Genomic DNA, 20,598 nt, shown 5'->3' on the forward strand with positions numbered 1-20,598 from the left:
GCGCGGCGTAAATGAAACGGGGCTGAAGCCCCGTTTTTTTATTGAAATCTAAAAATACGTCCTCTGGCCGTGGCCATGCGCCAAAGGATCGAACGCTAGATGGACGAACTTAATTCAAAACGATGCTTGCTGAATAATTGCCGGATAGTCCGATTGTGATGGCTGAGCCCAAGTTGAAATGCCTGCCACCCTACTTTGCTGCTGATGCCCTGTGCCCGTTTGCTGTGTTGCAGCAGCAATTCTTCGCAGCAGTGATTGTGGCTGGCCTGCAATGCGTAGCCAAGGGCGCACTGGCCGCTGGCATCAGTCTGGGCAATACTGGCTCCGGATTCGAGTAGCAAGCGTAGCGCAGCATGTTGCCCGCGCGAGGCTGCTTGCATTAATGGAGTTACTCCGGTTTTGCTTTTGGCATCCAGTCGGGCTGCATGTTCGCGCAATAACTGTATCGCAGCCAGATGGCCTTCGGCAGCAGCCCAATGCAGGGCGGTAAAGCCACCCAGATCACATGTTTCGGTATTGGCGTTGCGCGATAGCAGCAAGCCCAGCATGGGCAGGTGCGAACAGGTTGCAGCCCAGATCAGCGCCGTTTTACCAAATTCGTCGGCGCTTTCAATGTTAATGCCCGATTTGAGTAGCGCTAAGACTTTCAGCGTATTGCCGCATTCAATGGCCTGAAAATAGGCTTTGTTATTTTGTTCCAGCTCGTCATGTTTTAAACCTTTACAAGGTTCTTTGACGTGATCCCAGGGGTGATGGCTGTTTTTTGTGCCAAAACGGCTGTTGTGCAGGCGATAGAGTGCAAATAGCTCGGAAACAATTTCCGGTGCAAAGCCCTGGCGGTTTCCGCGATCATCGACAAGCAGGGCAGAAATGAAGGTTTCCAGCTGATCACTGCCCCAAAGCGTCGCGATTTGTCGCAATACTCGGGGATGGCTCTGCTCCAGTTGTCGTGGATACAGATGATGCTCAGTGCCAAGCAAGGCCGTCAGGGTGAAATTCAAACTATTTCCCGGTAAAGTAAATAGGGTAAGGTACTTTACCTATTGACGATGTCTGGCTCAAGTGAAAAACGCCACTGGCATGACCAGTGGCGTTTCATTATCGACTCAAATCGAGAGCAATTACATCATGCCGCCCATGCCACCCATGCCGCCCATGTCTGGCATTGCAGGTGCATCATCTTTTGGCAGTTCAGCAATCATGCAATCCGTCGTCAGCAGCAAGCCTGCTACAGACGCAGCGTGTTGCAGTGCAGAACGAGTGACTTTGGCTGGATCGAGTACACCCATCTCAACCATATCGCCGTATTCGCCAGTCGCTGCGTTGTAACCGAAGTTGCCTTTGCCTTCCAGCACTTTGGCAACCACAACACTTGGCTCGTCGCCCGCGTTTTGGACGATCTGGCGCAATGGCGCTTCGATGGCACGCAGAACGATCTTGATGCCCGCGTCCTGATCGGCGTTAGCACCTTTTAGCTCGGTAATCGTTGAACGGGCACGCAGCAGCGCAACGCCACCACCCGCCACGATACCTTCTTCAACGGCTGCGCGAGTGGCGTGCAACGCGTCTTCAACGCGTGCTTTCTTCTCTTTCATTTCAACTTCGGTTGCAGCGCCGACTTTGATCACCGCAACGCCGCCGGCCAACTTGGCTACGCGTTCTTGCAGTTTTTCACGATCGTAGTCGCTAGTTGACTCTTCAACTTGCTTGCGGATCATTGCAACGCGAGTTTTGATCGCTTCTTCTTGACCTGCGCCGTCGATGATCGTGGTGTTTTCTTTGGCTACTTCGATGCGTTTCGCTTGGCCGAGCAATGACAAATCGGCTTTTTCAAGTGACAAGCCAACTTCTTCAGCGATCACAGTACCGCCAGTCAGAATCGCGATGTCTTCCAGCATTGCTTTACGACGATCACCAAAGCCTGGGGCTTTAACCGCTACAGTTTTCAGGATGCCGCGGATGTTGTTCACAACCAGGGTAGCCAGTGCTTCGCCATCCACGTCTTCGGCGATGATCAGCAGAGGACGGCCGGCTTTGGCAACTTGTTCCAGTACTGGCAACAAGTCACGGATGTTGCTGATTTTCTTGTCGAACAGCAGCACGAATGGGTTGTCCAGCGCAGCGATTTGCTTGTCCGGGTTGTTGATGAAATACGGAGACAGGTAGCCACGGTCGAACTGCATACCTTCAACGACATCCAGTTCGTCTTCCAGACCTGAACCGTCTTCAACGGTGATCACGCCTTCTTTACCGACTTTGTCCATTGCAGCAGCGATTTTTTCGCCGATGATTTCATCAGAATTGGCAGAGATCGAGCCAACTTGCGCGATTTCTTTGCTCGTCGTGCATGGTTTTGCGATGTTTTTCAATTCGCCAACCAAAGTCACAACGGCTTTGTCGATACCGCGTTTCAGATCCATCGGGTTCATGCCGGCCGCAACGTATTTCATGCCTTCTTGCACGATGGCTTGTGCCAATACGGTTGCAGTTGTTGTACCGTCACCAGCGATGTCAGAAGTTTTAGACGCCACTTCTTTGACCATTTGCGCGCCCATATTTTCGAACTTGTCTTTCAGCTCGACTTCTTTAGCAACCGATACACCGTCTTTAGTGATCGTTGGCGCGCCGAAAGAGCGCTCCAGTACCACGTTACGGCCTTTAGGGCCCAGAGTCACTTTCACCGCGTTCGCCAATACGTTAACGCCGTTCACCATTTTTGCGCGTGCGCTATCACCAAACAGAACTTCTTTTGCAGCCATTTTTCATTTCTCCAAATTCATGATCATCCGGCCTAATGCCGGGAAACAATGCTCGATATGGGATTACTCAACAATCGCGAAAATTTCTTCTTCGCGAACAACGACCAGTTCTTCGCCGTCGATTTTCACGCTTTGTGCGTATTTACCCAACAATACTTTGTCGCCAACTTTCACGGTCAGGGCTTGCACGCTGCCGTTATCCAGCACTTTGCCTGCGCCAACAGCAATGACTTCGCCCATGTCCGGTTTTTCTGCTGCGCTACCTGCGAGCAAGATGCCTGATGCAGTTTTCTCTTCGGCTTCAACGCGCTTGATCACAACACGGTCATGCAATGGACGGATTTTCATGGTGTTAAAACTCCTGAGTACCAAGTTAATACAAGAATTAGATGGTGGGCGCGTTAGCACTCGCCCGACCTGAGTGCTAAATGGTAGGGGCGGGGTTTTGCTTTTTCAAGGGGCGGGATGAAATTTTGCAGCTGATTAATTGGAATCGGCGGGGTATTGGTCGCCGGGGCTTGATGGGGTTGATGTTGATTGCAATACCCTGTCGGGTAATGCAAAAAGCCCCGACCAAGGTCGGGGCTTCAGAATTTTTGGCGGAAGCGCAGAGATTCGAACTCTGGGGGGACTCACATCCCCGACGGTTTTCAAGACCGCTGCCTTAAACCACTCAGCCACGCTTCCGTTCTTGGTAAAATACCGTCGCCATTGCTGAAATTCATTACATTTCAATGGGTTAGGTTGTTCAACTTGGTTTATCGCTAATTGTTCTAAAAATTATTTGTAAATAACTCTCAGAGCTGAGTAGCAGTTGAGGTGCGTATTGTGTAGCAGTTTGTGTAACAGGTCAAGCCCCTGCGGCAGACTTTTTTTAGAAGTGGTATGTAAAAAGCCCTCAGTGCAGAGGGCTTTATTTTTACTTGTCAGACTTCTGACGGTTGCAGTCACGGCAGAGCATTTGACCATTAGCTATCTCTGTTTTTCCGCCTTGTGACCAAGGTGTGATGTGATCTGCTTCCATATTGGCAATTTCAAAATGATTCTTGCAAGAGCAGCAAATACCTTTTTGACGTTCGTACAGAGTTCTCTTCTGTGCGTCAGTGAACGCTCGAATATTTAAATGCTTCTCGTTCTTTGTAAGCAGGTATTCGTAAATTCCCTTTTTCTTTGTGACATCGTCATCAGCCATTAGCCGCGCTGTTTCAGCTTCTAGCGTGGCAGGATCAAGATCATCATCTTTATGTGCGTTGTAAAGATAACCCCAGCCGACGCCTTTCATTTCTTTGCGGTATTGCGGGAATGTTGTTGTTCTTGATTTCCGCTGGTGTTGCTCCAGCATCAATTCTGGTGACTACATTCACCAACAAAGCGGCTGAAGAGCTGAAAGCAAGATTGGCAATACATGGTGTTTTTAATGTTCAGATAGCTACGCTGCACTCGACTGCTAGCAAAATACTAATCGAGAACAAATGCCCCGTGGAGTTTCTTGGTTATGACAAACTAATCAGCTGCGCCGAAAAAGTCGCTTCTCCCTGTTACCAGGTCCTTGTTGATGAGGCGCAGGATTTAGATGGCGATCAATGGAAGTTGATTCAAAAGCTTGGCAAGACCATTTTTGCCGTTGGGGATGTTAGGCAGTCGATTTATGGCTGGAGAGGTGCAGATTCAAAGCAATTTACGGCCTTTGTTGATTCTTGTCAGCATGATTTGCTTGGGGAGTCCGGCCTGATCTTGATGACAACTAACAGAAGGTCGTGCGCAGCGATTGTCGAATTGTCTAACAGAATTGCTTATCAGGCCACTCCGTCAGTTGCCTTGAAATGTGGTGGCAGTGTGACGACCAAACAATGTGTATCGGAAGCTGTTGAGCATGAACAAATTATCGCGTTTGTTAAGCGACACCCAGATAAATCCTTGGTTCTCACCAGAAATAACGATGAGCGTTTACAACTTAAAAAGCAACTCTGGATTCATGGCTTGGTCGAGCAGGCTGATGTGATGACTATTCATGCTGCTAAATGTGCTGAGCGTGAAAATGTAGTGCTGCGATGCGGCAAAAGAAAATTCGGCGAAATTGACGGAGCAGAAACCGTCAATGAATGGTACGTGCGAGTTACTAGGGCAAAGACAAATTTGCTGATTACTGCAGTTGGTGGCCTGCCTGCCGCAATCTCGCAAGCGTTAGAAAAGTAATTTGGGTGCGCGTCTATTGAGGGGCTTCTGGTTCGTTGAATTGCCGAATCTCCGCCCCTTTGAATCTAAATGGCGCCTTCCAAGCACGGGTAACGTACTGCCTCAACTGCCTGTTTTAGCATTGGAAGTGAGGTTTGGCTGGCATAAATTTCAGAATTGACTCCTGTCGCGGCGTGGCCTGAGGCGGCTTCCCGAATCTCTTCTGGGATACCATTGTCTTTCATGGATTGATTGAAGTGTTTACGCAGGCTATGGAAAACCTTATCAGGGTCATTTACGCCATGTTGCGTTTTATACCTGCCGAACCATGTAGATGTTGCACCGCCCCATTTGTTTTTTGCTGTCCACGTTAATTCTGGAAAAAGCCGCCCTGCTTTGGGTTGCGAACTGACATAGTCGAGTAGGCCTAGCTGGATTAATTTCGAATGGATTGGGGTGAATCGTTCGCTATGCTCTGTTTTGATGCTTTTATCGTCATCCTCTGCGCTTTCTTGTACGCTGAAGCACCAAATGCCATCATGCTGCTCAATGTCGGCAATAAGCAGCTGACAAGCTTCATTAAGTCTTAGGCCCGCATAAAGGCCAATTAGCGGAACCCAATATTGGGCGGGCCGTTTGGGGTTGAATTTAAGATGATTTGGCGCGAAGAGGGTTGCCAGTTCAGTATCATTGAATAGTTTGTATGTTTTCTTCTGTTTGTTCCTCTTGTCATTTTTCTTGAAGCGAACACCTTCAAACGGTGATCGTTTGAAGTGGCTCAGGGCCGAGTTTGAGCTGAAAATTTCCAGCACGGTTAGCCATTTGCGTTTTACCGTGGTGAATGAAAGCGTACCTTCTTGCTCTCTGGCACGACCTATCTCTGCTTTCCAGTTTGGGCTGAGCGTAAACTTTTGGGGTAATTGCTGTATTAGGGTGAATAGTTCGTGTACGCGCTCGTCTGTTACATCCGAGCAAACCGCGTCAGCTCCAAAGAACCCAACCAAAATGCCATAAATGACCTCTTTGAGCGAGGTGATTTGTGCAACGCCGACGCCAGACAGCGTTTTCTCTTCAATATACATTTCGTATATTTTGCTGAGCTTGCCATCTTGCTTGATATTCATCTGTACGCTTTTTAGTGTTTTGACCAAATCACTAACCAGCTGATCTGCGGTCGGCTGTGCGGCGGTTCTTTTTTGTTCTTCGTCTTGCGCCGCAGCCATTATCACCATGCCTTCTCGGCGAGCTTCTAGCTGTTCGTAATGGCGCGTAAATGCGGCGTGTTCCGCCTCAATCGCCTCTATTTCGTCTTTGCTCAGCTCAATGTCGGGCTGTGGGTCGGGTGGAGTCCAGTTATCCCAAAACGTACCTTCTTTCATGGCTGCGATATTGGCATCCTGAGCTTCTTGTTCAAGCATTTCAGCGACAGAGGGGATGTGTTTTGCCATTTTGAGTATCAGCTGTTGAAAATCAATTTGGATTTTCGCACATCTGAGAATGGCAGTCCTGCGGTCTGATGTGCGCAGCGACTTCCATACCTCAGTTTTTTTGAAGTGGCCGATTAATGTGCTGGGGATGCGGCAACGGAAGTAATAAATGCCGTTGCGTTTGCTGAGGTGAGCCATGTTCGCTGTCCTTTGTGTAGCACGCTGTGTAGCAGTGTGTGTAACAAATTCAGCGAGAGAAATTTTAGGCAATAAAAAAGCCCTGATTTCTCAAGGCTTTAGTATTTTATTCAAGTATTTGGCGGAAGCGCAGAGATTCGAACTCTGGGGGGACTCGCATCCCCGACGGTTTTCAAGACCGCTGCCTTAAACCACTCAGCCACGCTTCCGTTCTTGAACAGGTCGGCATAATAACAAGCTTTTTGGCGCTTGTCTTGCCCTTTTGGTTTGAAATTGAAAAAAATCGTCTAAGTCAGCAGAATATTTACAGTTTTTCCAGTACCGAAAAATTAGCCAGCGACACATTGGCTGTGTGTTCCAGCGCTGGCGAGAGCCGGATGCGGTAGGTTTTACCTTGTGCGGCCAGGCGGAATTCACGATTTTCGGCGAAAAAAGCTTGCGGCAGAACCAGAAAACGATTCTGACTAATTGTGGTGTTTTCTGGCGAATAAATGCCCAGAAAACTGCGGTTGCCCAGTAAAGGGGTCAGTTCGACGACAATCGGTGTTTGCGACATTGTTTCAATCCCAACACTGACCAGCCCTTCGGACGATTTGGTAATGCGACGCACGATGCCGACCGAAACCGGGCTGATGCCGACTCCGTCCAGACCGATGATTTCACCAACCTGCAATTCGTCTTCGCGTTCGCTCTGGTAATTGACGCCAAAGCCGGTGGTGCTTTCATTATCAATCGTCCAGTGATCCGGCAATTTTTCTAGCTCGGGAGTGCCACGCAGATGATTAATGACGTCGTCCAGCCCGCGAGTGACGCTAATCGATTTTTGGGTGACGCGTCGCTCGGCTTTACGGATCGGTGCCGGTGTATCACGTGACCAGAGTTCGGTTAAATGTTGCATCAAATCCAGGTTGGCAGCGTGTGCCGAGTCCGTTGGCAAGCCAAGCCGTTCGGCTGATTCGCCGTGGCGTAACTTTTCGATGGTTTCCTTGATGTGCAAGACCAGCGTTTCGGTGAACCAATAGCGCCAGTTTTCGCCAACCATATCGCGGCGCAAGCGTTTTGGCGGCGTTGATCCGGCGATGTTGATCGCAAACAGCTGACGGTTGGGATTGATTTGCGTTTCCAGATCAATACGGCTAACCCAGCGCTTCAACCACTGGCTGACCAACTCGATTTGCGCTGATTGCATTTTTTCCGGGTGCGCCAGCGACAGCATCAGCAGCAGCATGTATTCGCGCCGAATGTCGGTAATTTCTGCTTCCGGGTAGGGTTGTTGCGGCGTGGTCGCAAATCCCTGCTGTTCTGCATATAGATAGAGGCGGTTCAGATTGCGCCAGGTGCGGCTATCGACTTCCATATAGCGCAGATAAGACCAGCGTGCCTGTTCGACAAAATACATAATGCCGCGCAGCGTAAATAGCGGGAGGTCTTTTTCTAATCCGCGCGGTACGCTTTGGCCAACTTGTTTAATGCACAGGCGATAGGCATCGCCCATATCATTCAGAAAGGCGAGCAGGGTAGGCAGTACCTGTTTCGGGGTGGCCCCATCGTCGAGCGTGTTGCCGTGGTAAATATCGAGCAGATGGTTTTGCAGCGGGCGGGCTTTTTCATCCAGATAGGGAACGGTTTTAAAGCGGTCTTTGGCGCCGGTTTTGGCGTTGGTATTGAGTTGCCTGAGTGCTTGCACGATTTCGATCTGTGCTTGCAGCATGTCGCTTTCGGGGAGTTCCTGCATCAGGACGGTTGCTGATTTTAGGTCGTGAACCCCTTCCTGCTCGCGTTTGCCGAGTAAAGCGCCGATCAGGTTTTTAAAGTCAAACATGAATGTTATTCCTAGATTGATGCCTGTTGAGGCATCAACAAATAAATGGATTGAATTTCTTACACAATAGGCGCGTTCTTATTGTATTCGCAAATTTTGTGAGCAGCTTGGCCTGTTGTTGCGCATGTCCTTATTGAATCTGCAATTGCGCCGCAAGCGTATTTTGCCCGAATTTAATCTGTTTGGTAATTACGGAAGCTCACACGCCTCTGTGATAAAATGCTGCGTTTTCAGCCGCTTGCTACGCACTTTGCGGTAAGCCAGAGCGTTTTTCTCGCTGATGGGTAATAGGGCATACAGATCATGATCAGTTCTAATGGCATTACGATGCAGTTTGGCGCCAAGCCACTGTTCGAAAAAGTCTCGGTAAAATTCGGCGATGGTAATCGCTACGGTTTGATTGGCGCCAATGGTTGCGGTAAATCGACCTTTATGAAAATCCTTGGTGGCGATTTGGAGCCCACTGCAGGTAATGTTTCGCTCGAGCCCGGTGTACGTTTGGGTAAATTGAAACAGGATCAGTTTGCCTACGAAGATCAGCGCGTACTCGATGTCGTGATGCAGGGGCACGTTGAATTGTGGGATGCCATCCATGAGCGTGATTCGATTTACGCTAACCTCGAAGCGACTGAAGACGACTATATGCGCGCAGCCGAGCTCGAAGGCCTAGTCGCAGAGTACGACGGTTATACCGCCGAAGCGCGCGCGGGTGCTTTGCTCTTGGGTGCGGGCGTGCCGATTGAGCAGCATAATGGCCCGATGTCGGATGTGGCACCAGGCTGGAAATTGCGCGTTTTGCTGGCGCAGGCGCTGTTCAGCAATCCCGATGTCTTGCTGCTCGATGAGCCGACGAATAACTTGGACATCAATACGATCCGCTGGCTGGAACATACGTTGAATGAACGCAACTCAACGATGATTATCATTTCCCATGACCGTCACTTCTTGAATCAAGTGTGTACGCATGTGGCCGACGTTGATTATGGCAATATCCAGATTTACCCGGGCAACTACGACGACTATATGCTCGCTTCAACGCAGGCGCGTGAGCGGACGCTGACCGACAACAGCAAGGCCAAAGAGCGTGTGGCCGAGCTGCAGGCATTTGCCCAGCGTTTTGCTGCGAACAAATCGAAAAGCCGTCAGGCCACCAGCCGTTTGAAGCTGGCGGACAAGATCAAGGAAGGCATGGTTGAAGTGAAGCCGTCTTCACGTCAGAACCCGTATATCCGCTTTGAAATGGACGACAAGCAAAAGCTGCACCGCCAAGCTTTTGAAATCACCAATGTGTCTAAAGCTTTCGATAAAACGCTATTTTCCAAGCTGAACTTCATTTTTGAAGCCGGTCAGAAAATGGCGGTGATCGGTGGTAACGGCGTGGGTAAATCCACCCTGATGAAAATGCTGGTGGGCGTCTTGGCGCCGGATGCCGGTACGATCAAGTGGGCCGAGAAAGCCGAGCCAGGCTATTTCGCTCAGGATCACGAAGAAGACTTTGCTGAGGACATCACGCTGTTTGACTGGATGAAGCAATGGGGTCAGCCTGGCGACGATGATCAGGTTATTCGCGGCATCTTGGGTCGCCTGCTGTTTGGTGGCGATGATGTGAAAAAATCGGTCAAAGTGCTGTCGGGTGGTGAGAAAGGCCGCATGCTGTACGGTAAGCTGATCCTGCAAAAACCGAACGTACTGGTGATGGACGAGCCAACCAACCACATGGATATGGAATCGATCGAATCGCTGAATATGGCGCTGGAGCTGTACAAAGGCACGCTGATTTTCGTCTCGCACGACCGCCAGTTTGTATCGTCGTTGGCGACGCAGATTCTGGAATTGAATGGCGATGGGACTTACACCCACTTCCTCGGTGGCTATGAGGAGTATCTTGAAAGTCGTGGACTTGAATAATCTGCTTCTGACTTTTTCAAAGCCCAACTCAGGTTGGGCTTTTTTGTGTCTGGTCATCTGCCACAGTAAATAAAATGTTGCAATGTGGCCAACCAATAAAAAACCGAGCCTAAGCTCGGTTTCTGGGTATTGGCTTGCAGACTAATCTGCAACTGCTCTGCAGCGCTATACCTGTCTTAGCGACGACGGAAGTTGCCGCCTGCAGGAGGGGCGCCACGCTCGTCTTTGTGACGGAAAGTGACGCGACCTTTGGTCAGGTCATACGGTGACATTTCAACGGTCACACGGTCGCCCGCGATAATACGGATGTGGTTTTGACGAATTTTGCCCGAAGCGTAGGCGGTGATTTCAATCCCATTCGTCAGGGTTACGCGAAAGCGTGTGTCCGGGAAAACCTCGGCTACAACACCTTCCATTTCAACTACGTCTTCTTTTGACATGCTTTATTCCAGTAAGGCTGACGCCGATCTGTTTGAGCGTCATTTTTTTAAATAAGGCCGAACTATACAGGTTTTCGCCGAAAATTGCGCCACTTTTTGCGTCTGCAGGAGCGTAACCATTTGTATTTATGCTTGATTCAGCTAGGCACGCTCTTTAAGCTTGCCGACTTTATCAAGTTGGAAATCAGTGATCGTGATGCGTCGGATTTTTCTTTTGTCAGTCCTGCTTGCCGGGTGCGCGACCCAGTCCCCTGTGGCTCCGGTGATTGTTCCGACGGCGAGCCCGACGCCATGGCCAGTTACCCCATCACCAGCTACGCCGTCACCACGGCCGGAATTGACCGCTAGCCCGTCCCCGTTGCCCAGCGTAACGCCCAAGCCCCAGTTGAGCGAGGCGCAAGGGCGCGTACTGATTGCTCAATTGCTACCGCCGAAAATCAATGACCGCAATGGCTGGATTGATGATATTGGCGACGCTTTTGCTGCGCTCAAATTAAGCTATACCCCGGAATACGTCTGTGCGCTGGCGGCGACCATTGAACAGGAGTCGTCGTGGCAGGGTGATCCGGTTGTTCCGGGTTTGCCGAAAATTGTCTGGAATGCGATTGGTGATCGTGCAGCGAAATACCATATACCGCTGATCGCAGTGCAAACCGCCTTGCTTAAGCCTTCGCCAACCGGGCGCAGCTACAAAGCCAGGATCGATAGTTTGCGCACCGAACGTGAAATGAATGATCTGTTTGAAGATCTGGCCGCCGAAGCACAAAAACTGAATTTGCCGCTGAATATGAAAAACCCGATTCGCACCGGCGGCCCGATGCAGGTCAGTATCGAATTTGCCCAGGCGCACACGAAGGCCTGGCCTTATCCTTATCCGGTTGAAAAAAGCATTCGTAACGAAGTATTTACCCGTAAAGGGGGGGTGTATTTCGGCGCAGCCATCTTGCTGCAATATCCCGCGCCTTATACCGATATGGTGTATCGCTTTGCCGATTTTAATGCCGGTCGCTATGCCAGCCGCAACGCTGCATTTCAGCAAGTAGTTTCTCATCTGAGTGGCAAAACACTGGTTGAAGACGGCGATTTGCTGAGTTATCGCAATGGTGCAGTGAGTGGGACGAGTAGTGTGCAAACTGCGCTATATGGCATTGCCAGCCAGCTGGGAATGAGCCGCGATGAAATTCTGCGCGATTTGAAGCTGGAAAAACTCAATAGTTTTGCTCAAAGCTCCTTGTATCAAAAAGTCTATGCCCTGGCAGATAAAGGCGGTAAAAGCTGGCCGCGTGCCAGCATGCCGCAAATTGATTTGAAAAGCCCGAAAATCACCCGAAAACTGACGACCGAATGGTTTGCAAACCGGGTGAAGTGGCGCTATGAGGCGTGCCTGAAGCGTCGATAATCGCGCGACAGGACTTTGATTGCGAGAGCGTTGAGCTATATTTATACTTTGGATTGATTGCTTAAAAATCATTGAAGGTGTCGAATGAAGTTCACGCTCAGGCAATTGGAAGTTTTCGTCGCAGTGGGGCAAGGGGAGAGTGTATCGCGCGCCGCCGAACAGTTGAAACTGTCGCAATCGGCGACCAGCACGGCGCTGGCCGAGCTGGAACGCCAGTATGAAATGCGATTGTTTGATCGGGTCGGCAAGCGCTTGCAGCTCAATGAATTAGGCGCACTGCTGCTGCCGCGTGCGATTGAATTGCTCGACCGGGCGCAAAGCATGGATGCGATGCTCAGTGGTCAGCATGGCTTTGGCCCTTTGCGTGTTGGTGCAACGCTGACGATTGGCAATTACTTGGCGACCTTGCTGATTGGTGATTTTATGCGCCAGCATCCGGGGTGTCGCGTGAGCTTGGCCGTGCATAACACCGCGACGATTGTGAATCAGGTGGTGCATTTCGAGCTGGATCTGGGTTTGATCGAAGGCGATTGTCGGCATCCCGATCTAATGGTTTTACCCTGGGTGGCCGACGAACTGGTGGTGTTTGCGGCGCCCCAACACCCGCTGGCGCGGCAGGAATCGGTGAGCTTTGACGATCTGGTTGCTGCGTCGTGGATTGTGCGTGAACAGGGATCGGGAACACGTCAGACGTTTGATTTTGCGATGCGGCACGCGCTTTCCCAGCTCGATATCCGGCTTGAGCTTGAGCATACCGAGGCGATCAAGCGTGCGGTTGAGTCGGGCTTGGGAATCGGGTGTATTTCACGGCTGGCGCTTAAAGACGCTTTCCGTCGTGGCAGTCTTGTCCCGCTGGAAATGCCAACACTGGATTTGTCGCGCAAGTTCCACTTTGTGATGAATAAACAGAAATATCAGACGCCGAGCATGAATGCGTTTCTGGCCTTGTGCCAACAGGTCACAGCGGGCGTGAGCCGCAGTGACCAAATCGCTATGCCCAATATACCGTAGTGCAGTATTTGTTTTTGATCCTCTTTTATTAAGGCGTACATTAATATACCCGGCATTAAATGAATCAAGCCCGCAATGCGGGCTTGATTCATTTAATGCCGTTGGCTTTGCGGTGACTTTCAATGAATGCCGCCGCTGGCTTGGTAACGCCGCTCAAGGTGATTAACCCCGGCAGCCATAACCAGTGTCAGGATCAAGTAGAGGAAAGAAATAGTCAGATACGGTTCCCAATAACGTGAGTAGGCCCCGGCAACGGTACGAGCCGCATAAGCCAGTTCAGCCAGACCGATTGCAGATACCAGCGAGCTATCCTTGAGCAGCATGATGGCTTCATTGCCCAGCGGCGGCAGCATGCGGCGGAAAGCTTGCGGAACGATGATAAAGCGCATCGTTTGGCCATAGGACATACCCAGGGAGCGTGAAGCTTCAAATTGCCCCTTGGCAATGGATTGGATGCCGGCACGAAAAATCTCGGTGATGTAGGCGCCGGCATTGAGCGTCAGCGCGACCAGACCGGACAGAAATGCACCATAGTCCTGACGCAATGTCGAAGCCAGCTCGCCTGATAGCAGTAAGCCGTCATCGGGATGCACCAGCATCGGCATAACGGCAAAATGCGTTAACAGAATCTGTACGAATAGCGGCGTGCCACGAAAGAAGGTGACATACGCTGTTGATGGCCAGCGCAACAGCAGCATGACCGGGTATTTCCACGGGCCGTGTTTGACCTCGGCCAGTCGCGCCATGCCGGCGAACAAGCCAATCAAAGTCCCAAAAACGACCGCGATCAGTGTAATGCCCAGCGTCATCTGGATGCCGTCGATGAATAATTCTCGGTATTCCCAGACCATCTGGAGCTGGAAATTGTCCAGAAACGGCACCGTTTGCTGGGCGCTTTGCCAAAATTGATTGAAATCCATGCGTGTACCGGTTGTGTACTCAAGACAATAAAGCGCAACCCGCGCGTCAACAGACACTAGGGCTGAGCTTTATTGTTGCTTCAAGAGGGGTTAAATGGCCTTATTTACCGAAATAATGTTTGTAAATTTTATCGTAAGTGCCATCGGCTTTGATCGCGGCAATGCCTTTGTTGAGCTGATCAAGTAGCGCTTTATTGCCTTTTTTCACGGCAATGCCGTAGTACTCTTTGGCAAAGCTCGCATCGTCGATGGTTTTGAGTTTGGCTTTGCTATTGTTGGTGATGTAATTAACGACTACGCCATTGTCAGCAATCACCGCATCGACTCCGCCATTTTGCAATTCTTGCAGTGCCAATGGGGCAGATTCGAAGCGTTTGATATTCGGATTGGTTTTGCCTAGCAGTTTTTGTGCGGCTTCATCGCCGGTAGTGCCGGTTTGCACGCCGATTTTTTTGCTTTTCAAATCAGCCAATTTGACGACTTTGCTATTCTGGCCAACGGCGATTAATTGCTTGGCCTCAAAATAAGGCTCGGAAAAATCCATTGACTGTTTGCGCTCTGGCGTGATCGTGACTGCAGAAATAATGATGTCGCGATCGCCGTTATTGAGCGAGGCAAAAATTCCTTCCCATGGCGTATTGATGAATTTGACTTGCAAACCCGTTTTGGCGGCTACGGCTTTGAGGATGTCAATGTCAAATCCGACGATTTCTTTTTTCTCATTTTGCGATTCAAATGGCGCATAAGCGGCATCCGTACCAACTTGATAGGTTTTGGCTGCATGTGCCGGAGTATTGAACATTAAACCTGCGAACAATGCAGTTGCTAAAAGGCGAAATGGGGTGCGCATTATGTGTTGCTCCAGCAAATAGAAGAGGGCAGGGATTGAAGAATTCGTAGCGCGAATTTTTAATCACTGCCCTGATGCTAGTAAGCTTTCCATTAACGGTTAATCAGGTCTTTCCCTAGGGCGCTTGATGTTTGGTTTGCGGACGGACTGAAAACCAAACGTCAACGTGCCCTGGGATTTACATTTTTGCAGAATGTGTTTCGCTGCTTTAGGAGATTAACTCATCGAGTCCGCTCGATAAGTGGCTAAGCTCTTCCAGCGTCAGGAGCAAGTCTTTGGGTTCAAGCCCGACTTGCAGTGCGAGCAGTGAAGGAATGGCTTGGGCAATTTGTTCGAGTGAGGCCGATTCAGCCTGCTGGGCTGCGATGATTTTTGCCAGATGAAGAACTGCGCTTAAGGGGGTGTTTGGGACGTTTTGATATTTGATGGCCGCCTGAATTTCTTCTGGAAAATTCCAGCGACGGGTCAACTCTTCACCAACCATAACATAATCAAAACCGATGTTATTGTCTTCCAGTGCAACCCGGTCGGCGCCATTGGCGACGAACAGATCGATTTTTGTTGCGACATCCGGCGCGACGATGTGGATCAGCAGTTCTCCAATATTATGAATCATTCCTGCTGTGAAACTGATTTCACTGTTGATTTTGGCTGACTTGGCTAATGCCTTTGCAAGGCTGGCGACTTGCAGGCTGTTTTTCCAGAATTTTTTGCGATCAAACCCAGCTGTGGGTATAAATGCACCAGTAATGCCAGAAGCGACGACCAGGGTGCGAACGGTGCTAAATCCCAATACAACGACAGCTTCGTGCACTGAGCCGATTTTGCGGCTGGCGCCAAAATGTGCAGAATTGGCAAGACGCAATACTTTGGCAGTAATGACTTGATCCAGTGCAATTTGTTTGGCAATCGTGTCGATATCAACGTCTTCGTTGCTGAAGCTATCGATTAATTCCTGAACCACTTTGGGGATGGTCGGTAATTTGTGGGTTTGTTCAAATACATCTTCCAGTTTCATGCTTGTGCTCCAATCTGATTGTTTTTATACGGCAATCCATAGTAAAGCACGGCTTTCGTTGTAGTTAAGAAGAAAATAAAAAGCCACACCCTTGGGTGTGGCTTTTTGTGTGTGTGATGCAGATTTAAGGCTTGGTTTCCACTTGCGATAACTCGGCGCTATCTGCCGGATTGGTGTTATTGGCGAGCTGCACGTCTTTACGACGACGGCGTGTTGGAACCTCAATCACCGGCTCTTGCTGCGCAATGACTTTGGAATGGGTCTCGACGAGTTGCAGTGGTGCTGATTCTGCCGCTGTTGGCGCTGCCTTGTCTTGCAGGTCTTTACGACGGCGGCGTTGTGGCACTTTTACTTCCAGTGCTTCGGTCGGCGTGCTGTCATTGCGAGTTGCGACTTGTAACAGGCCGACCGCTTCCGGACTTGCAACCACAAATTCGGCTTTGGCTGGCGCAGTTTCTGGAGCCGCAGTTTCTGGAGTTGCGACCACTGGTGTTGCGACCACTGGGGTTGCAGCTGGCGGGCTGATAACGCTTAACGGTGCTTCGTGCTCAATGCGAGCACTTGCCGATTCAGCAACGGGTGTCGCTGGTGTAGTAAGCGCTTCTTGGCTAAGCACTGCTGTTACAACGCTTGGTGCCTCGGGAGCCGTACTTGCTGCTGCGGTGACTGTTTCGACTGCTGTAGTGGCAACGCTGTTTTGTGCGCTGGCAGCAGCTTGCTGTTCCAGCAATACTTCGTTCGGGATAAATGCAGGTGCTGCATTTTCGCCGTTTTGCAGTTCACCAGACGCTGGGTTGCGGTCATTACGGTCGCGACGATCACGACGGCTGCGGCGGCGGCGATTACGTGTTTCGCCGTTACTTTCGTTCGCCACCTGTTCAGTGCCGGCGGCGGTCTCAAGTGCCGGTGTATTTAACAGTTCCTGGCTTGGTTCGGCACGGACTTCCTGACGCTGACGCTCTTCACGCGGTTGACGCTCGCCACGTGGCTGACGTGGTTGGCGCTCTTCGCGTTTTTGAATGTCTTCTTCGATGCGTGGTTTGCCTGCCCGGTTATTGCGCTCAGGGCGTTCTGCTTTTTCTGCTCGTTCACCACGATCATTGCGTTCGTTCCGGTCGCGATTAGATTGGCCTTCGCGAGCTTCGTTGCGGTCAAAGCGACCGTTGCGACGTTCATTGCGCCCACGAGGCTGGCGTGCAGCGGGTTTTACTTCTTCGGCGACTTTCTTTTGTTCTGGCTCGCCGCTGAACCATGCGACAATTTTTTTCCAGAGCGATGGCGTTGCCGCTTTTGGTGTGCTGGTTCGTTCGGTTCTGGCTGGGGCCGGTTGTGCTGGCGTAATGCCTTTGACTGCAGCTTCCTGACGTTTGGCCTGATCGTCCTTGGCTTGGCCCGGTTTGTAGCCTTCTTCCAGCGGTTGTTCAACCATGCGGTAAGACGGTAGCGCATCTTCAAAATGCGGCACGTCTTCACTGCGCAGACGGGTGATGCTGTAATTTGGCGTTTCCAGATGCATGTTCGGAATCAGAATCACGCCAACTTTCAGACGTGCTTCAACAGCGAACAGCTCGGCACGTTTTTCATTGAGCAGGAAGGTCGCCACATCAACCGGTACTTGCGCATGCAGCGCACCGGTGTTTTCTTTCATTGCTTCTTCTTGAATGATGCGCAGAATGTGCAGCGCCGACGATTCGATGCCGCGGATAAAGCCAGTGCCATGACAGCGCGGGCAAGCGATATGGCTGGTTTCTTCCAGCGATGGTTGCAGGCGTTGACGTGACAATTCCATCAGGCCGAAACGGCTGATTTTGCCGGTTTGAACGCGGGCGCGGTCGTGATGCAATGCTTCACGGATGCGATTTTCTACATCACGCTGGTTTTTTGGGTTTTCCATATCGATAAAATCGATCACGATCAAACCACCGACGTCGCGCAAACGCATTTGGCGCGCGATTTCATCAGCGGCTTCCAGATTGGTACGCAATGCGGTTTCTTCGATATCGCCACCGCGCGTTGCTTTGGCTGAGTTGACGTCGATTGACCACAGGGCTTCAGTGCGGTCGAGTACGATGGCGCCGCCTGACGGCAAGCTCACTTCACGCGAATACGCCGTTTCGATTTGATGCTCGATCTGGAAGCGTGAGAACAGTGGTACGTCGTCCTGATAGAACTTCACTTTATGCACATTGTTCGGCATAACGTGGCTCATGAACTGCTGAGCCTGCTCATAAATGTCGCGTTTGTCGATCAGCAATTCGCCGATATCGGGTTGGAAGTAGTCACGGATTGCGCGAATAACTAGGCTGGATTCCTGATAAATCAGGAAGGCACCTGCCTGGGTATTGGCTGCACCTTCAATCGCTCTCCAGAGTTGCAGCAGATACCCCAGATCCCACTGCAATTCTTCGGCGTTGCGGCCAATCGCAGCGGTACGCGCGATCAGGCTCATGCCGTTTGGCGTTTCGAGCTGGTCCATCGCGGCGCGCAACTCATTGCGCTCTTCGCCTTCGATGCGGCGCGATACACCACCACCACGCGGGTTGTTCGGCATCAGTACGAGGTAACGGCCAGCCAGGCTGATGTAGGTCGTCAACGCCGCGCCTTTATTGCCGCGCTCGTCTTTTTCCACCTGAACGATTAGTTGCTGGCCTTCTTTCAGGCTATCAGCGATGCGGCCACGGCCACCGTCGCCTTCTGCGAGGTAAGCGCGGGCGATTTCTTTGAATGGCAAGAAACCATGGCGATCGCAGCCGTAATCGACAAAGCATGCTTCGAGTGATGGCTCGATGCGCGTGATAATGCCTTTGTAGATATTGGATTTGCGTTGTTCTTTACCGACGGTTTCGATGTCGAGGTCGATCAGTTTCTGGCCGTCGACAATCGCTACGCGCAACTCTTCGGCTTGAGTTGCATTAAAAAGCATACGCTTCATGGGTGTAGGGCTCCTGCGCGCACCCCACGGCAGAACCTGGGACTTGAACCCGGTGACAGGCAGATCGATTGTGACGGCAGTTCGGCAATACAAAATCGCGACCTTTGTTGGCTACTGATCGGCGGGGTTTTCAACATGTCCGGTCTCGGCAAAGCCGAACCTTGTCATTACTGCACAAAGGCAGTGCCATGTTTTATTCCCGCTTTCCACCCTTTCCTGCGGAGGGGCTCGCTAAGCGAAGGGATATCAGTGAACTGAGTTGTTCTGAACTAAAGGCTTAGCTGTTTGGCTAGTTTGGCGAAATTGTGTATTGGCTTAGGAACTGGGTATCGGTACTCCAAGTGATCTGTATGCTCTGTCGGGCGAACGCCTGACCTCGTGATGGAGTGTCAAGCGTATAAAAATCCGGTGAGTGCGCTAATGTAATAAATCAATTACCATCGCTACTTCTTATTGAGCGGTGAGCGTCATAACCGCTAATCAGTTACGCCACTGCGTACTACGCCAATTACTGTTCGTTTTGTGAGCCCCGCGCGCTTTGCTCTATGTCGAGCAGGTGGCAAGGCCACGGCGGGAAAGAAATCACAATCCTGAAAGCTGGATAGTCGCGGTAAAATAACGATTAAACATTCCAATTTTGAGTCAGGACAGATCGTGGTTTGCGACAAGGGTTTCTTGTTGGAACGCGGCCGATGCGCCTTTGACTCAACCCGAAAAAGCATGACTTTGCCGGGATAACCAGCTGCATAGATTGCAGCGTGCCATAGAGTATATGCCAATATGTCCGAGACTAGCAAAGCGTCTGTGAGCTTCGTGACGGTGGATGAAGAAGATGCCGGTCAGCGGCTCGACAATTTTTTGCTCAAACGTCTCAAAGGCGTGCCCAAAAGCCATGTTTACCGCATTGTTCGTTCCGGCGAAGTTCGCGTCAATAAAGGTCGCGCCGACGTTACGACGCGGGTTTGCGCTGGCGACGTGATTCGTCTGCCGCCGGTGCGTGTTGCCGAACAGCCCAAAGCCCCCAATAACGCGAGTGCAGCAGCAGACTCAATGCAATTGCCGATTGTGTATGAGGATGATGCCCTGCTGGTGATTAATAAACCGGCCGGTATTGCCGTGCACGGTGGGTCGGGAATCAGTTTTGGCGTGATCGAGTTGCTGCGTGCGCAACGTCCGCAAGCGAAGTTTCTGGAACTGGTTCACCGGCTGGATCGCGAAACATCCGGTTTGCTGCTCGTCGCGAAAAAACGCAGTGCACTGGTCAAAATGCACGAAGTGCTGCGCGAAAGCCATGGCATCGACAAGCGTTATCTAGCACTGGTCGAAGGCGTTTGGCCGCACACGCGTTGTCACGTCAAAATGAAATTGCTCAAATATGAAACGCCCGATGGTGAGCGCCGCGTCAAAGTGCACGCCGACGGGCTGAGTTCGCACACGATCGTGAACCGGCAACAAGTCTGGCGCGATGCGTCCTTGCTCGAGTGCGAGCTGAAAACGGGCCGCACGCATCAAATTCGCGTGCATCTCTCGGCCAGCGGCCATGCGATCCTCGGGGATGATAAATACGGTGATGCGGCAGTCAATCGCGCTTTACCGAAACAAGGGTTGCGCCGGATGTTTCTGCATGCCTGGCGTTTGACACTCAATCACCCTTTGACTGGCGAGCGTCTGACGCTCGAAGCGCCATTGCCCGTCGAGTTGCAATCATATCTTGATCACAAAAATGCTGGAGTTTGACT

At 51.0% G+C, this 20,598-nt stretch carries 16 protein-coding genes and 2 tRNA genes; 5 read left to right on the plus strand and 13 right to left on the minus strand.

The window, feature by feature from the left end; translation table 11 throughout:
• Nucleotides 1-95: 95 nt before the first annotated feature.
• From ACG2XO_RS07515 to ACG2XO_RS07535, 5 genes are all read right to left on the minus strand, one after another.
• A complete protein-coding gene (locus ACG2XO_RS07515) occupies nt 96-1,001 on the minus strand; it encodes an ankyrin repeat domain-containing protein (protein WP_410500195.1) in 906 nt (301 codons plus the stop codon).
• A gap of 120 nt (nt 1,002-1,121) precedes the next feature.
• A complete protein-coding gene (gene groL / locus ACG2XO_RS07520) occupies nt 1,122-2,759 on the minus strand; it encodes a chaperonin GroEL (RefSeq protein WP_410500196.1) in 1,638 nt (545 codons plus the stop codon).
• 63 nt (nt 2,760-2,822) lie between these two features.
• Complete coding sequence (locus ACG2XO_RS07525; RefSeq protein WP_410500197.1) at nt 2,823-3,107, minus strand: co-chaperone GroES; 285 nt, start codon at nt 3,105-3,107, stop codon at nt 2,823-2,825.
• Between the two features lie 249 nt (nt 3,108-3,356).
• Nucleotides 3,357-3,446, minus strand: a tRNA-Ser gene (locus tag ACG2XO_RS07530).
• A 232-nt stretch (nt 3,447-3,678) separates the two neighbouring features.
• On the minus strand, nt 3,679-4,101 hold the full coding sequence (locus ACG2XO_RS07535) for an HNH endonuclease (RefSeq protein WP_410500198.1): 423 nt from the start codon (nt 4,099-4,101) through the stop codon (nt 3,679-3,681).
• Nucleotides 4,102-4,109: 8 nt separating this feature from the next.
• Between ACG2XO_RS07535 and ACG2XO_RS07540 the strand changes: the two genes are divergently transcribed.
• On the plus strand, nt 4,110-4,955 hold the full coding sequence (locus tag ACG2XO_RS07540; RefSeq protein ID WP_410500199.1) for a UvrD-helicase domain-containing protein: 846 nt from the start codon (nt 4,110-4,112) through the stop codon (nt 4,953-4,955).
• A gap of 65 nt (nt 4,956-5,020) precedes the next feature.
• Here the strand turns inward: ACG2XO_RS07540 and ACG2XO_RS07545 are convergent, their stop codons facing one another.
• The 3 genes from ACG2XO_RS07545 to ACG2XO_RS07555 all read right to left on the minus strand — a co-directional run bounded on the left by ACG2XO_RS07545 (nt 5,021) and on the right by ACG2XO_RS07555 (nt 8,381).
• Nucleotides 5,021-6,559: a DUF6538 domain-containing protein gene (locus ACG2XO_RS07545; protein ID WP_410500200.1), complete on the minus strand. Its 1,539-nt coding sequence runs from the start codon at nt 6,557-6,559 to the stop codon at nt 5,021-5,023.
• Nucleotides 6,560-6,678: 119 nt separating this feature from the next.
• Nucleotides 6,679-6,768, minus strand: a tRNA-Ser gene (locus ACG2XO_RS07550).
• Between the two features lie 95 nt (nt 6,769-6,863).
• The gene (locus tag ACG2XO_RS07555; RefSeq protein ID WP_410500201.1) at nt 6,864-8,381 is read right to left on the minus strand and encodes a hypothetical protein; all 1,518 of its coding nucleotides are present in this window, start codon (nt 8,379-8,381) and stop codon (nt 6,864-6,866) included.
• A gap of 303 nt (nt 8,382-8,684) precedes the next feature.
• Here ACG2XO_RS07555 and ACG2XO_RS07560 point away from each other — a divergent pair, with 303 nt between their 5' ends.
• Nucleotides 8,685-10,289, plus strand: coding sequence for an ABC-F family ATPase (locus ACG2XO_RS07560; protein WP_410500202.1), 1,605 nt, complete (start codon nt 8,685-8,687; stop codon nt 10,287-10,289).
• A gap of 176 nt (nt 10,290-10,465) precedes the next feature.
• Here the strand turns inward: ACG2XO_RS07560 and infA are convergent, their stop codons facing one another.
• Complete coding sequence (gene infA / locus ACG2XO_RS07565) at nt 10,466-10,729, minus strand: translation initiation factor IF-1 (RefSeq protein WP_410500203.1); 264 nt, start codon at nt 10,727-10,729, stop codon at nt 10,466-10,468.
• A gap of 196 nt (nt 10,730-10,925) precedes the next feature.
• Between infA and ACG2XO_RS07570 the strand changes: the two genes are divergently transcribed.
• Nucleotides 10,926-12,128, plus strand: coding sequence for a DUF1615 family protein (locus ACG2XO_RS07570; protein ID WP_410500239.1), 1,203 nt, complete (start codon nt 10,926-10,928; stop codon nt 12,126-12,128).
• Nucleotides 12,129-12,212: 84 nt separating this feature from the next.
• Nucleotides 12,213-13,139 carry a LysR family transcriptional regulator gene (locus tag ACG2XO_RS07575; protein ID WP_410500205.1) on the plus strand — a complete coding sequence of 309 codons (927 nt, stop codon included), beginning with the start codon at nt 12,213-12,215 and terminating at the stop codon, nt 13,137-13,139.
• A gap of 119 nt (nt 13,140-13,258) precedes the next feature.
• Here ACG2XO_RS07575 and ACG2XO_RS07580 read toward each other — a convergent pair whose 3' ends face one another.
• The 4 genes from ACG2XO_RS07580 to ACG2XO_RS07595 form a co-directional block, all read right to left on the minus strand.
• Nucleotides 13,259-14,059 (minus strand): amino acid ABC transporter permease, encoded by an 801-nt coding sequence (locus ACG2XO_RS07580; RefSeq protein WP_410500206.1) that lies wholly within the window; start codon nt 14,057-14,059, stop codon nt 13,259-13,261.
• A gap of 100 nt (nt 14,060-14,159) precedes the next feature.
• Nucleotides 14,160-14,861: a basic amino acid ABC transporter substrate-binding protein gene (locus ACG2XO_RS07585; RefSeq protein ID WP_410500207.1), complete on the minus strand. Its 702-nt coding sequence runs from the start codon at nt 14,859-14,861 to the stop codon at nt 14,160-14,162.
• 256 nt (nt 14,862-15,117) lie between these two features.
• Nucleotides 15,118-15,927, minus strand: coding sequence for an HDOD domain-containing protein (locus tag ACG2XO_RS07590; RefSeq protein ID WP_410500208.1), 810 nt, complete (start codon nt 15,925-15,927; stop codon nt 15,118-15,120).
• A 124-nt stretch (nt 15,928-16,051) separates the two neighbouring features.
• Nucleotides 16,052-18,859, minus strand: coding sequence for an Rne/Rng family ribonuclease (locus ACG2XO_RS07595; protein WP_410500209.1), 2,808 nt, complete (start codon nt 18,857-18,859; stop codon nt 16,052-16,054).
• A 780-nt stretch (nt 18,860-19,639) separates the two neighbouring features.
• Between ACG2XO_RS07595 and ACG2XO_RS07600 the strand changes: the two genes are divergently transcribed.
• Nucleotides 19,640-20,596 carry an RluA family pseudouridine synthase gene (locus tag ACG2XO_RS07600; protein ID WP_410500210.1) on the plus strand — a complete coding sequence of 319 codons (957 nt, stop codon included), beginning with the start codon at nt 19,640-19,642 and terminating at the stop codon, nt 20,594-20,596.
• Nucleotides 20,597-20,598: the final 2 nt, after the last annotated feature.

It is taken from the genome of Chitinibacter sp. S2-10, assembly GCF_046530675.1.
Lineage (GTDB): Bacteria > Pseudomonadota > Gammaproteobacteria > Burkholderiales > Chitinibacteraceae > Chitinibacter.